General features: G+C 51.1%; 14 protein-coding genes. 12 read left to right on the top strand and 2 right to left on the bottom strand.

What is annotated here, in order from left to right; genetic code table 11:
* A partial coding sequence (locus HY879_11045) for a hypothetical protein (protein ID MBI5603880.1) occupies positions 1–332 on the top strand: 332 nt, incomplete at its 5' end.
* 54 nt (positions 333–386) lie between these two features.
* On the opposite strand, the gene HY879_11040 is transcribed toward HY879_11045, so the two are convergent.
* Both HY879_11040 and HY879_11035 read right to left on the bottom strand, forming a co-directional pair.
* Positions 387–1,262: a dienelactone hydrolase family protein gene (locus HY879_11040; GenBank protein MBI5603879.1), complete on the bottom strand. Its 876-nt coding sequence runs from the start codon at positions 1,260–1,262 to the stop codon at positions 387–389.
* Positions 1,263–1,559: 297 nt separating this feature from the next.
* Entirely contained in the window at positions 1,560–2,552 is a 993-nt protein-coding gene (locus HY879_11035) for a DUF362 domain-containing protein (GenBank protein ID MBI5603878.1), read from the bottom strand.
* A 301-nt stretch (positions 2,553–2,853) separates the two neighbouring features.
* Here HY879_11035 and HY879_11030 point away from each other — a divergent pair, with 301 nt between their 5' ends.
* From HY879_11030 to HY879_10980, 11 genes are all read left to right on the top strand, one after another.
* The gene (locus HY879_11030) at positions 2,854–3,168 is read left to right on the top strand and encodes a hypothetical protein (GenBank protein ID MBI5603877.1); all 315 of its coding nucleotides are present in this window, start codon (positions 2,854–2,856) and stop codon (positions 3,166–3,168) included.
* A gap of 116 nt (positions 3,169–3,284) precedes the next feature.
* Complete coding sequence (locus HY879_11025; GenBank protein MBI5603876.1) at positions 3,285–5,126, top strand: long-chain-acyl-CoA synthetase; 1,842 nt, start codon at positions 3,285–3,287, stop codon at positions 5,124–5,126.
* A gap of 214 nt (positions 5,127–5,340) precedes the next feature.
* Positions 5,341–6,459, top strand: a complete 1,119-nt coding sequence (gene hemW / locus HY879_11020; protein MBI5603875.1) for a radical SAM family heme chaperone HemW — start codon at positions 5,341–5,343, stop codon at positions 6,457–6,459.
* Between the two features lie 112 nt (positions 6,460–6,571).
* A complete protein-coding gene (locus tag HY879_11015) occupies positions 6,572–6,907 on the top strand; it encodes a Smr/MutS family protein (protein MBI5603874.1) in 336 nt (111 codons plus the stop codon).
* A 398-nt stretch (positions 6,908–7,305) separates the two neighbouring features.
* A complete protein-coding gene (locus HY879_11010; protein ID MBI5603873.1) occupies positions 7,306–7,857 on the top strand; it encodes a nucleotidyltransferase in 552 nt (183 codons plus the stop codon).
* Positions 7,858–7,965: 108 nt separating this feature from the next.
* Positions 7,966–8,523 (top strand): LemA family protein, encoded by a 558-nt coding sequence (locus HY879_11005; protein MBI5603872.1) that lies wholly within the window; start codon positions 7,966–7,968, stop codon positions 8,521–8,523.
* Positions 8,524–8,561: 38 nt separating this feature from the next.
* Positions 8,562–8,831, top strand: coding sequence for a hypothetical protein (locus HY879_11000; protein MBI5603871.1), 270 nt, complete (start codon positions 8,562–8,564; stop codon positions 8,829–8,831).
* Positions 8,832–8,890: 59 nt separating this feature from the next.
* Entirely contained in the window at positions 8,891–11,542 is a 2,652-nt protein-coding gene (locus HY879_10995) for a TIM44-like domain-containing protein (protein ID MBI5603870.1), read from the top strand.
* 367 nt (positions 11,543–11,909) lie between these two features.
* Positions 11,910–12,662 (top strand): HAD family hydrolase, encoded by a 753-nt coding sequence (locus HY879_10990; GenBank protein ID MBI5603869.1) that lies wholly within the window; start codon positions 11,910–11,912, stop codon positions 12,660–12,662.
* Positions 12,663–13,131: 469 nt separating this feature from the next.
* Positions 13,132–13,707: a restriction endonuclease subunit S gene (locus tag HY879_10985; GenBank protein MBI5603868.1), complete on the top strand. Its 576-nt coding sequence runs from the start codon at positions 13,132–13,134 to the stop codon at positions 13,705–13,707.
* A 4-nt stretch (positions 13,708–13,711) separates the two neighbouring features.
* On the top strand, positions 13,712–14,298 hold a 587-nt coding region (locus tag HY879_10980; protein ID MBI5603867.1), incomplete at its 3' end, for a type I restriction-modification system subunit M N-terminal domain-containing protein.

Below are 14,298 nucleotides of genomic sequence, written 5' to 3'. Positions count from 1 at the left end.
TAGATCAAGATACTATCCTGATAACGAAAGGCTTTTCTTACCAGAAAGACCGGGGACTCAATGTCCCCCATCTCATGGGGATTAAGGGCGTAAAGGAAGGAAAAATCTTTGTCCCTGATGAAGGCAGTGTTACCATCCCTGGAGCAGAATCCGCCGTTAATGTCACCTGGGAATTCATCAAACCTGATCTGGTCTTCATCCGGGACGGATGCCGGTATACTTCAAAATCGGAGGGGGCAACCATCCAATTTACCAAAGAGGGTGTGCTGGTTAAAGGCTTTAAGATTTCCGGCAAGCCAAAGGCAGGAGGACCCCGAAAGAAAACCCGGTGAACGGGTAAGCTTTGAGGAACCAGTCTCAAAATAAGGTTAAGTCTCTTCTTACGGTCACCCTTTAAGGTACTTGTTAAACCAAAACAGACAGCGACTCCAGGCATCTTTGGCCGCCTCGGCCCGGTAACTTGGCCGATAATCGGCAAAAAAGGCGTGAGGGGCTCCCGGGTCAATAACAAACTCGGCTGTTTTGCCGGCTGTCAGAAGGGCCGTCTCCATTTCCTGCACATCTTTCACCGGGATTCCCAGGTCGGCCCCGCCATACAGACCGAGGACGGGGGCCTTGATCCGATCCACGACGTCAAGCGGACTTTCAGTCCGGACCCCAGGTGCTATCGCTGGTCGGATCTGGCCGTACCAGGATACGGCGGCCTTTAATTCCCGGCTGTGGGCAGCAAAAAGGAGGGTGTACATACCGCCTCGACAAAATCCAGTCACCCCGATCCGATCGGCCCGGGCCGCAGGATACTGCTTGGCAAACGCCAGAAGGGCGTCCAAATCCTTCATGACCCGCTGGTCGGGGATCGGGTCGACCACCTTCCTTATGGAATTGATGTCCGGGAGGTTCAAAACCCCTCCTTCCCGGGCATAGGGCTCAAAAGTAAAACTCAAAAATCCCTCCCTGGCAAAACGGCGGGTCACATCCCTGATATGCTCGTGGAGGCCGAATATTTCCGGAATCACCAGAACAACGGGATATTTCCCAACGGCCTCCGGCCGTGCCTCGTAGATCGGCATCTGGAAACCTCCTGAGAGCACCTTGCCGTCGGCGACTATCAGACCGCTGCTGGAAGTGTTAATCACCTCACCGGCCACGGGAATGGCGGCGATGGCAAATCCGGACAGGGTGACTCCGGCAGCACCCATCCCGGCTAAAAACTGCCTCCGGGACATGCCCTCATAGGCGTTGGCAATCCAATCTTTGACCATGAAACCCTCCTTATTTCCTCCAGGAATAAAACCCCCGGTCTATCCGCTCCCATTACCGGAATAGCTCTCTGGATTCAGGTTTTCACTGGAATGACAAAAATATATGATCAAATCATACCGGTCTCCTTCCTTTAATTAAATAATGGGGAGACAGTATATTTTATTAAAAATAATGGTATTTAGGGGAATCCCCGGGGTAATAATACGGGCAATGCGAACACTGTTGAAAAGGTAATCGGCTTAATTAAGAAAGTCAAAGATAGTTAAAATAGGGGTCCGGAACCCATCCTTCCCTTTTCAACCCGCCTTTAAGATTGCTGCAATCCGATCTCTATACTCTTTGCTCTTATCATCGCCGGCGATCAGATCAATGGCCGCCGGGGAGGAAGCCCCCAGTCCAAGCTCCACGGCCCTTTTGATCTGTTCCTGTTCGAAAATTTTTGTGTTCATGATGGCCGGGTTGCTCCCCAGATGTTTTAAAACCGCCAGGCCTGCGGCATCGACAGCCACCCGATCGGCGGAAGCCAAAAAGACCTCTCCCTTAGCCAACTTCCCGGTCATCGGTCCTTGATCGACAAAGGCCTCCACCCCGTCGAGGACAACCAAAGAGGGCGTAAAGGGCTGGTTGATCTCGGCGATCATTTTTCGCTGATGAGGGGAGCTGTGCAATTCGCTCATATACGTATAGCCATGGCGACTGGTGGGCACCACCCCCACATGGAGCTTCAAAGACATGGTAAAGATCCCCCCGTACTGATGGGTTTTCAGACAGCAGGTGGAAACCAGGCATTCGGACTCCACAACCGGCCGGGCAATGCGAAATCCCTGCTTCCAGTGGCTGTGATCGGGCTTTATCAGCACCCAGTCTTTTTTGTCCAGATCATCAAAGTGGATGATCTGGACATTTAATTTTTTCATCAAAGGCAAAATCCCCTTTTGATCCATGACCTCTCGGGTGGGTGGATAGCTTCTTTCGCCCAGGCTGATCGTCCTGGCTCCCATAGCCCAGATCTCCTCTACCAAGGCCGTTAAAGTATCATTATGGGTCGAACCGGGGGTAATGTCCGCGGTGTTGAAGTTCGGTTTGATCAGGACCGCTTTGCCTTTAACCGGATTAATCCCCAGGGCTTTGATAGAGGCCCGTACCCCTGCCTTACGATCGCTGGTTTTTATTAGAGCCACCCGGCTTTTCGTTCCGGCCATGGTTTCCTCCCTTTTAATTCCCAATAAGACGGCCCCTCCGGCCATCCCGGAAAGTTTCAGAAAATCTCTGCGGTTCATTGGAGCCATGATAAACCTCCAAACGGGGGTTTTTCAAAATTGGTCAACATCGTCTAAAATCTATATACGCTTCCGCCTGGTGCCAAATCCAACCTTTTTCGTTGTCAGTATAATCGTAACAAGTAGACAAGACAACCCTTTTTGATACCTCGCGACCATTCTCCTTTAAAGCAATATTACCATAGGGCTCTCTAATGGAGCGGATTATTTTTTTGGTTTGACGTCAAAGCACCGGTTTGCTATGAGTAAATATTCAAAATTTTCGGTAACAGTCCGGATGGCCGTCTTAAAGAGGCTGTCAAGAGGGAGTGTGGGTTTGCTTTTAATGGGTCTCAATATCGGTCTGGTGACGTCAACCATTGTATCCTTATGGATCGGTCAATCTATTCCCGGCATCCTGGCGATTTCTTGTGGATCAATAGGAGGGGTTACGCTCTATTCGAGGGTTAAGATTTGGAAAACCGGTACGGCAAAACAGTTTTATGCATTAGCCCGGGACAATGAAGACGCCATGAAAAAAATGATGAGGATCGACTCTCTGTTTTGGGTCACCTCGGTTTTTAATTCAGGAGTCTTCCTTTGGTATGCGGCCAGGACCATAGCAGGAAACGGTTGGTTAGGTTAAGGACCACCCTGGTCTAATTGGGGTTACTGCCCGGTGTCGATCCATCAAACGGACCGGGCTTCCTCCGGACCATTTTGAGCCGGACCCCCGGAATAGTAAATGAAGGAGAATTAAAGATGGCCGGTGGTATTCAATCAAAAAACGGGCCTACCATAACCCTTTGGGACATGGTCCTGGGATGGCTGTCCCTTTGCCTGCGGCTTCCCTCCATTATCCGCACCTTTAAACGCATCAACCATATCGCTGCCGAAAATCGCGAATCCTGGGGGAGTATGTTGGAGGAAACGGCCCGGAAATATCCCCAAAACATGGCCATCAAATCCCAGGAGGCTTGGCTGACCTATAAGGAATACAATGCCCGGGTCAATCGCTATGCCCGCTATTTCCTTTCCCAGGGTCTGCAAAAAGGAGAGGTATTGGCCCTCTTTTTGGAAACCCGGCCGGAACTGCTCATTATTTATAGCGCTCTGGCCAAAATCGGGGTCATCAACGCCATGATCAATACCAATTTGCGTCAGGACGCCCTGAGGCATTGCCTGACCCTTAATAAGGCCAGGGGGTTTGTCGTCGGAGAAGAGGTTTTGGATGCCTTTGAAGAGGTGCGGACCGGGTTGTCTTTAACTCCCCGGCAAAGGCTTTTCTTTTGCCCGGACAAGGGAAAGACCCCGGTCCCGGAAGGATTCAGCAACCTGGCCCTGGGGGTAAAGGATTTCCCCGAGACCGATCCCCCGACCACTTCGGAAGTCCGGCCCAAGGACACGTTGGCCTACGTCTTCACCTCCGGCACTACCGGCGGCCTGCCCAAGGCGGCCATCGTCAGTCATGGCAGGGTGGTGCGCAGCCGCTATTTCAACGGAGTAATCGTCCTCAACATGAAGTCCGATGATACGCTATATGTCCCTCTGCCCTTTTTTCACACCAATGCCCTGTCCCTGAGCTGGCCCACCGTCTTTGCCAGGGGATCGGCCCTGGCGGTCAGACGAAAATTCAGTGTCAGCCGTTTCTGGGAAGACGTACGCCAATACCAGGCCACGGCCTGGTGCTATGTCGGTGAATTGTGCCGTTATCTGGTTAACCAGCCGTCCAAGCCCGATGACCTGGACAATCCCTTAAAAATGATCCTTGGAAACGGCCTGCGCCCTGACATCTGGAAGACCTTCCAGAAGAGATTCGGAATCTCCAAGGTATTTGAAATTTATGGAGCGGCGGAATCCAACCTTTACTTTGTCAATATGTTGAACCGCCATGCCACGGTGGGGACTTGCCGGGCCCCCCATGTCTTGGTGCAGTATGATGTCCAGGAGGATGAGCCGGTCAGGGATAAAAATGGATTTATGCAAAGGGTCAAAAAACATGAAACCGGCCTGCTTTTAGGCGAAATCACACAGGAAACCCCTTTCCTGGGATACACCAGCCTCCAGGCCACTGAATCCAAGATAATGCGAAACGTCTTTGCCCCTGGCGATGCCTGGTTCAACACCGGCGATCTGATGAAAGACCTGGGCTTCGGACACCTTCAATTTGTAGATAGAACCGGGGATACCTTCCGCTGGAAAGGAGAGAACGTCTCCACCACCGAGGTGGAAAAGGTGGCCAATACCTTCCCCGGCATTTCCATGTCCGCTGCCTATGGAGTGCTCATGCCCGGAGGAGACGGCCGGGCGGGCATGGTGGCCGTCATTCCCAGGGGTCGTTTGGAGGATTTTAACTTCCCCGGCCTGCTGGCCCACTTCAATCAGGCCTTGCCCTCTTATGCCGTCCCAAAATTCATCCGTTTTCCAGGAGAATTCGACTATACCCCCACCCACAAGATTAAAAAAACCAGTTTAAGAAAAGAGGGCTTTGACCCCGGACAGATAAAGGATACTCTCTTTGTCCTTTTGCCGGGAGAAAAGGACTACCGCCCCCTGACCGCGGCATTAACTCATGAGATTATGGAGGGGAAATACAAATATTAGTGGCAAATATTATCTTGACAATTTATTATTCTCCCCTGATATTTATGATCCAGATATTCTTTAAATTGAATTGAAGTTTCCTGGATTCCGGCTTTCGCCCTCCCCTCCGGCCTGGAAGCCCTATGGGCTGGAAGCGGGGGTGTAGTCCCCTACGGGACGGAGGCCGGAATGACGTTTTTTGGATTCCGATGATTTTTTAAGAATATTATCTTTCATGATAAACGATAATAAGCCCGGTCTTTATGTCCATGTTCCCTTTTGCCGGAGCAAATGCCCCTACTGTGATTTTTATTCCCATACCGACCGATCCCTGATTACTGCCTGGTTGAAGGCCCTTGAAAGGGAAATCGGTTTCTATCGAAATGAGTTCCCCAGCTTCGATACCCTCTATCTGGGCGGGGGCAGCCCTTCGATTCTTTCCGAAGAACAGATCGGCCGCCTTCTGGAGATGATTTTTGATCGGTTTCATTTTGAGCCCGATTCGGAAATTACTTTCGAGGCCAACCCCAACGATTTGGAACCGGCCAAATTAAAAAGATTTCGCGAGTTCGGTGTCAATCGCATCAGCCTGGGGGTCCAATCCTTTGATGATCGGGAATTGTTGTTTTTAAGAAGACGGCACACGGTCAAACAAGCGGAACAGGCCTTGAGATGGATTAGGGAAGCCGGTTTTACGAATGTGGGGGTTGATCTTATTTATGGCCTTCCGGGGCAGCCCAAGGAACAATGGCTGGACTCTTTAACTCAGGCCCTGGCCTTTAATCCCGAGCATCTTTCCTGTTATCAATTGACCGTCGCCAAAGGAACCCTCTTCTGGGGGCTGAAAGAAAAAGGACACCTTCAGGCGATCAGTGAGGCGGAAGAAGAGGCCTTTTTTCTGGCCACCTCCGAGTTCTTAGAAGACCACGGGTATGGCCATTATGAGATCTCTAATTTCGCCCGGGGAAAACAATATTTTTCAAGGCACAACCAAAAGTACTGGAACCGGTTGCCCTATCTGGGCCTGGGGCCTTCAGCCCATTCTTTTCAGGGAAACCGCCGCTGGTGGAATGTCCGGTCCCTTAACCGATATTGCCAGGCTTTGGAAGCAGGAAGACCGCCCGTAGAGGAGCGAGAGGAACTCACCGTAGAGCAGATTCAATTGGAGATAATCAGCCTGGGACTCCGGACACGGTCCGGTTTGGACCTAAGTCGCCTTGGAGATAGCCTGAATTTAGAAAAAACCCTGTCCAGGCTGGTTGAAGCCCGATTGGTATCCGTCACTAACAATCGTATGGTCCCCACGCTGAGGGGCTTTCTGATGGCCGACCATCTGCCTTTGTTATTATTTTAATTAACCAGGATTCAAGGGGTCAAGGATTAAGGGGTTCAAGTGAAAGACGTTGAAACGAAACCCCTTGGACCCTCGAATCCTGGAATCCTCGAGCCCTTTTTATATATTGAACATGAACGAACCAGATCCCATCGACTATCCCATTAACGGCATCCTGGACCTCCACACCTTTCGGCCCAACGAGGTCAAAGACCTGATTCCTGAATATCTGGCCGCCTGCCGCCGGCAAGGGATCCTTCAGGTGCGCATTATCCACGGCAAAGGCAGCGGTACCCTGCGGCGGACCCTCCAGGCCATCCTGACACGAAGGCCCGAAGTAGCTTCATTCCAATTAGCTGGTGAAGAGGCCGGCGGCTGGGGAGCAACCATTGTCCGGTTAAACCCTCAGCCCCCGGAGGCGAAGGATGAAGGCCGGTTCAAGAATGAGGGATTTAAGTGCATAATATAGGAATTTCCTTTTGGGACGCAGGTCAGCGCAGATTGCCAGGATTTAATTGAAAAAAAGTTTCAAGTTGCAAGATGCAGGTTTCAGATTTTCGCTTTGAGCTTTCCGCTTTGAGCTTGTTTCTTGAACCTGCGAGTATCGGCGAGAATCTGCGTCCTGATTTATCCGATGCATTGACTTCAATAATAAATCTGATATCATATAAAAATGATAAAGAATCCTGAAATATTTAAAAAATTTGAGGATGATTACCTGAAAAATAAAGGGGGTTTATCCTATAGTCAATCCATCAGGCTCTTTGATTCCATGTGGACAGAAGCCGCAGCTCTGGGGGTCTTTCCGCCCAAGGAGCCTTTGGAGGGGATCGAAGTTGACATAAAAATCGCCAAGGTATTAAATTTATGTTTGAAGAAATCTTATCCAGGATAGGGGCTGGTCTTCAAAGGCATGGCCTCCCCTACATGATTATCGGGGGACAGGCTGTATTGCTTTATGGGGAACCCCGTCTCACCCGAGATATAGATATCACCCTTGGAGTGGATATCGACAGACTGGATGAACTCCTTGCCATAGCCCTGAAACTGGGCCTAAAACCTATCCCGGATGACCTGGAGAATTTTGTAAAAAAAACGATGGTCTTCCCCGCCATCGAGGAGACTACCGGAATCCGGGTGGACTTTATTTTTTCTTTTACTCCTTATGAAAGCCAAGCTATTCAAAGGGCCAAAAGCATTTTTATCAAAGACCAGGAAATCCGTTTCGCCTCCCCGGAAGATATAGTTATTCATAAAATCTTTGCCAATCGGCCACGAGATCTCGAGGATGTACGAACGATCCTCCTCAAAAATCCTTCTATTAACCACCAATATATTTATGACTGGCTTAAAATTTTTGACGCCTCTTCAGAAGAAACGCGCTTTTTAAAAACCTTTCAGGAATTGAAGGAAAATTAGCAGCATCATTGGCCGGCCACTGACATTTATGGGGTTGCTTGAGTGAGTGATTTTTTGAGTCGTCCATAGAATTTTTTGAAGATCAAAATTAAGCAAAGGGGGGGATTCATGATGACCTTATTAGTTATTCTGGTTCTGGTGGCTGTCCTGGCTTTCGTGGTAATCGGTTTGTACAACGGGTTGGTTCGGGGACGGAACGAGGTCAAGAGCGCCTGGAGTTCAATCGATGTGCAACTCAAGCGGCGCCATGACCTGATCCCCAATCTGGTGGAAACGGTCAAGGGTTATGTCGGGCATGAACGCCAAACCCTGGAGGCGGTGGTCCAGGCCCGGCAGCAGGCCGTCAACTTTACCGGCGGCCTGGAGGAAAGGGCCAAGGTCGAAAACGCCCTGACTTCCGCCCTGCGGACCCTCTTGGCCGTTGCCGAAGCCTATCCGGACCTCAAGGCCAATCAGAACTTCCTGGCCTTGCAGGAAGAGCTGAGCGGCACGGAGAACAAGATCGGTTTCGCCCGCCAATTTTACAACGATGCGGCCAGGCGTTACAAGAATCGGGTCGAGATGTTCCCGGGCAACCTGGTGGCCAATAGTTTCGGATTTCAGGCCGAGCCTTTCTTCCAGGTCGAGGCCGCAGCGGAGCGCGTAGCCCCACAGGTGAAATTTTAGGGGTTTAAAAAGAAAACTCGCAAAAGAAAGGGGTTTTTATGATAGAGACATTGCATAACATCGGCTGGTCCATGGTTTTTTCAATTGTCGGCGGCTTGATCGGCATGGCGCTGGTGATTTCGTCTTCTTTAGTCCTGCCGTCCCTCATCAACCGAATGACCCCGAACATCGACGAACAAAAAGAGATTGCCCGGGGAAACACGGCAGTAGGGGAATATTACGGCCGGGTGGTCGGCTCAGCCATTCTGGGAATGAGTATTGTGGTGGCGGCGGCGGTGTTGGGCGGGATTATCGCTGCCCTGCATTAAGGGATTGAGCGATTAACAGGATGCGGAAGAAACCTGTTTTGGAGATTCGGGTGGTGTCTATGAAACGGCTTGTCGGAATGGCAGGGTTGCTTTTCCTTTTAATCTGTCCGGATTTTTCCTGGGCCCGGGGCGGTGGCGGATGCCTGGAAGAAGGCACGCTGGTTCGGACCTTGAAGGGGTCGATGGCCATTGAAAAGCTAAAGGTCGGCGACCTGGTCTGGGGTGTGGCCGGGGGTAGACTCCGGGAAGCCAAGGTCCGGGCCGTTATGCAGGTGCAGCCCGAAGAGTATTTGGAGATATCGGCAGGAGGAGCCCTTTTGCGGGTTACTCCCGAACATCCGGTGATGGCGGCCCCGGGAGAGTTCCACCTGACCGGCCGACTGCTTCCGGGGGATAGGGTTTTCCTGTTCCAAAATAGAGACATCAAGGACGCTCCGGTCCATTCCATTCGGCGCTTGCCGGCCAGGCGACCGGCTTACAACCTCCTGGTCAGCCCGGGCGGGACCTTTATTGCCGGCCAAATCATACTCCATAACAAGGGCTGCTTTTTGCCGGACAGCCCGATCCTGATGGCGGACGGTACGGAAACGAAAATCAGTGCCGTTAAGCCCGGTGACTCGCTTTGGGCTTTTAAGCCCGATGGACATCTGGTTCCCACCAAGGCCCGGTCAATTATCAAACATGAAGTAGACGAATATGTATTGATGCAGACCGACCGGGCCGCCTTACAGGTAACCGTGGACCATCCTTTCTATATGGGCCAGGGAAAATTCAAGACGGTGGAGGCCCTAAAAGTTGGCAATGCTGTCATGGCCTTCGATGGAAAATGGCTGGCAGAACAGCGGATCATCTCTATGGAGAGGATTCGTAAACGGGTCCGGGTTTTTAATCTCCAGACGGATCAGCCCAACACCTTTTTCGCCAACGGCCTGGCTGTCCATAATAAGGGCGGAGGGTGCTTTCCGGCCGGAACCGGTATTGCCACGCCGCAGGGGCGAAAGGCCATTGAACAGTTGGCCGCCGGGGATGAAGTTCTGAGCGTTGACCGGGAAGGACGGACCGTTTCAACCCTGGTAAAAACCATCTTTATAAATAAAAGTCCTATTCTGAAGCTTGAGACCCATGACGGATGGCTCCTGGCCACCAGGGACCACCCGGTAAGCTTGATGGGAGGAGGGTTCAGGCCGGCAGGGGATCTTAAGGCCGGGGACCCGATCACCCGTTGGAAAAAGGGCCGCTTGATCGGCGGGAAAATTCATGGGGTGGCCCCCGAGGCCGGCCAAGATCTGGTCTTCAATCTGGAAGTCGATGAACCCCATACCTTTATCGCCGAGGGCATCGTTGTGCATAATAAAGGCGGGGGCGGGGGAAGTTTCAGGAGCTCGAGATCCAGCTCCGGTTCTCATTCCGGTTCCGGCAGGAGCAGCGGAAAGGCTACCTGGGAGGAAACGGTTCTTTCTGTTATCTTTACCATCTTAATTATTGTATTCCTCTTGATAGTAATCATTGCCATAGCCTCGAAATCTTCTAAGGGAAAGAAGGACGAAAACCTCGATTTTGTTTATAACCGCGCCCAGATAGCCCCCAAGGCGGATAAAACCGGAAAACTATTGGCCTTTATCGGTCAGCAGGACCCTTCCGTAACCCCGGAAGCGTTAAAGAAGCTGGCCCAGGAAACCTTCATTAAGCTGCAGGAATGCTGGGGTAAGCGGGAATATGATCCCATGAAGCCCCTCCTGATGCCCGACCTCTTTGTTCAGCACACCACCCAACTCCAGGGACTTCAGCGCAACCACGAGATCAACCGGATCGATGACCTCATGGTGGAACAAATCGATCTGGTGCATGTTCGATATACCGAGAAGGTCACCCAAAGAGAGTTCACTGCTTTGATCACCGCCTCGGCCCGGGACTACTACCTGGACGACCGCACCGGAAAATTCCTCCGGGGAGATCATGCCCCGGCCCGTTTTCAGGAGTTCTGGACCTTCCAGTTGCTGAATGGCCGTTGGCTGCTCCGGGAGATCGAGCAGGCCGGAGAATCCGATCTACTCAAGGAGGAAAACTTCGCGGAGATGATAACCGAAGATACCCTGATGGGGATCTACGGAGAAAAGGCCGCCCCGAAAGGGGAGGCCGGGCCCTGGCTGGAAAAAGAGGTTGAGCAGAAATCGAACCGCATCGACCGGCTGTTAAACTTCCTTTCCCAGACCGACAAGCTCTGGAATCGGAATCAGATGCTCGAACAGGCCCGTCGGGTTTTCCTGGATGTGTATTTGGCCCGGGAAAGCGGAGCTCCCGGTCGGTTCCCAACGGCCGATTTGTTCCCGAATATTTCTGAAGATCTAAGGACGCAACTCGGCCGTTGGAAAGAAGAAAATCTTACCGGAGAATACCGCAATCTCTCTATACGGAAGGCAGAGCTGCTCCTGGTCCGTAACTTTGCCGATAATAGCCGGGATGAATTCATGGTGCGGATCAGCGCCCATGCCCAGAAGATTATCCGGAAAGGAGAGAAGGTCGTTAGCGCCCAGGAGTATGTCACCCCTTTCGAGGAATACTGGACCTTCGGTCGGTTGGATGGACAATGGAAACTGAAGGAAATTCTGCCACCGGGCCGGGGAGAGAAAATGGTAACTATGGAAAACGTCGATCAGGACAGCACCCCCGATCAACTCGAGTGGTATTACCGCCAGCCCCGGGCCAATTGAAAATAACATTAAGGGATCGGGGGTCGGGGTTCAGGGGTCAGTTGAGGAGAAAGTTGCAAGTGTAAAAACCTTGAACCCTGTATCTTGCCCATCGCCTCTAAAAAATTTTCATGATTTGTGGTGCCGGCCCAGGCGGGTATGAGGGCTTTAGTAAGAAAATAGAGTTACGGGTTACGAGTTACGGGTTCAAACCCAACTTCACTTCGACATTCATCATTCATCATTCATCATTCATCATTCGATATTCGCATTTTCCATGCTTCGTGGTGACCCAATGGGTCATGAGGTTTTAATACAAATCCAGCCTTTATTGAGAGCTCTGAGGAAATCCTTGCCTTTCCTCTTCTAATTCGTTAATAAGAAAACCATGGAAACTGTAAAAGCCATCGGCTTTGATCTGTTCAATACCCTGATTACGGCTGACCCGGGGGCCATCAAGGAAGCCTGGCGCCGTCTGAATACCAGCCTCGGCGAGAGCGGGCTTATACTCGAACGGGAGCCCTTTAAAAAGGCTTACCAGGAAGCGGCCCTCCGGTTTATTAACGAAACCAAGTCCAACGGTAAAGAGACCCATAATCGATTCTGGATCAGCGCCGCCCTGAGTGCCCTGGGCCATGAGATTTCCCCGGACGATGCCAGCATTTCCAAGGCGGTGGAGGCCTACTTCTCAACCTTCTTTGATTATTGCCGGCCCATTCCCGGAACAAGGGAAATGCTCGAAAAACTCCAAGGGGGCTTTCGGATGGGGATCCTGTCCAATTTTACCCATGCTCCGGTTATAAAGGATCTGCTCGAACGGATGGGGCTGGGGTCTTTCTTTGACATTGTCCTGGTCTCCGGCGCAATAGGCTTTCGAAAACCCCTCCCCCTGGTTTTTGAGATGCTGGTGGAAAAACTCGGGGTTGAAAAACAGCAGATCCTCTACGTGGGCGATGACCCTGAATCGGATGTCATGGGGGCCCGGCAGGCCGGGCTCAGGCCGGTCTGGATGACCTATGTCAGGGACCACAACTTACCTGTTGTTCCAGGTTATATCTCGGTTCAGGATGAGGAACCCGGGCCCGAAGTCCCAAGGATATCGGACTGGGACCAATTCCTGGCCCTCCTGGGGAAAACCTGAACATCGAAAATTTATACCGCTGAAACAGACAGACCCGGTTATGATTGTACATCTGGACAGCCCCAGGTCCTTTTCCAGCTTTCCTTCCACTCCTTCCCATATCCTCTTTCCCCGGTAGCGGACCCGGATCACAAAATAATCGGCGTATCGAACCAGGCGGGCATCCACCATTCGGTAAGGACCGGTTTTATCCTTATGGAAGGTTCGATCCATCTCGTGGAGGTACAGGTTAGCCAGCAGAGGAGAAATGATTCCCCCTTGGGAAGTCCTTTTCCTGGGTTTCTTATCTTCCCTCCGGCTTCCTTCTTCAACTACGGAGTCCGAAGCCACATCCGGCCGGATGGAGAGACCAATGTTATTTATAATTTACAGAAATTAGGTTTCTGTTAAATTTTTATCTTGACAAATATAATATTTTTGGAATAAATTAATGCCGTAACGATATTTCAGCAATTTTTTATGGTGCGGCGTGAAGATTAAATTAAAAGATATGGCATTAATTCAAATGGGGTATTCGTTTCGGGCTCGGCTTGAATCTATCGATACCGGGACGGTATCCGTCATCCAGATGAAGGACCTGACCGATCGGAACCGTGTTGAGTGCAAAACTCTGATGTTGGTTGACATGGAAAAGCCCAAGGAGCATCATCTGGTGAAGCCGGGCGATCTTATTTTCCGATCCAGAGGTTTGACAACTACGTCGGCGATCCTTTTAGATGATCCGGGCACGGCTGTGGTGGCTGCACCCCTTTTGAGGATCAGGGTGAACGATCGTGACATTCTGCCCGAGTATCTGAACTGGTTTATCAGCCAGAAGCCGGCACAAACTTTTTTTTCGAGTCAGGCCAAAGGGACCGCCCAAAAGATGATCAGCAAAGAGACGCTGGAGGGACTCGAAGTATTTGTCCCCCCCCTTGATCGGCAAAGGGCCATTTTCACAACGGCCTCTTTGGCGGAGGAAGAACAGCATATCATGGAAAAACTGGCTGAAAAACGCAGGCAGTATGTTTCGATCACTTTAATTCGCCTGGCACAAGGAGCATAAAACGATGAATGGGAAAATCGAGCAGAAAGACATCAACAATGCGGCCTGGGCCGCCTGCGATACCTTCCGGGGCGTTGTCGATCCGGCGCAGTACAAGGATTATATTCTGGTGATGCTGTTTGTAAAATACATATCCGATGTCTGGAAGGACCACTATGAGAATTATCGCCAACAGTACGGGGATGATGATACCCGTATCCGTCGTCGGCTGGAACGCGAGCGGTTTGTCCTGCCCTTTGCGGAACTAAAGAACCATAAGACGGGAGAGGTCGAAGACCGGTTTCTGGCTGATTATTACAGTCTTTATGAACGACGTGCATCGGCGAACATAGGAGAACTGATCAATATTGTTTTAGATATCATCGAAGAGTCTAACAAGATGAAATTGGAGGGGGTTTTCCGAAACATCGACTTCAACAGCGAGGCCAATCTCGGCAAAACCAAGGACCGAAACCGTCGTCTGAAAACACTCCTGGAGGATTTCAATAAACCTCAATTAGACATGAGCCCCAGCAAGGTTTCCGAGGATGTCATCGGCAATACTTACATCTACCTGATCGAACGCTTTGCCTCCGACTCCGGCAAAAAGGC

The organism is Deltaproteobacteria bacterium, from assembly GCA_016219225.1.
Lineage (GTDB): Bacteria > Desulfobacterota > RBG-13-43-22 > RBG-13-43-22 > RBG-13-43-22 > RBG-13-43-22.
This window is presented reverse-complemented; position numbering and strand designations above follow the sequence as displayed.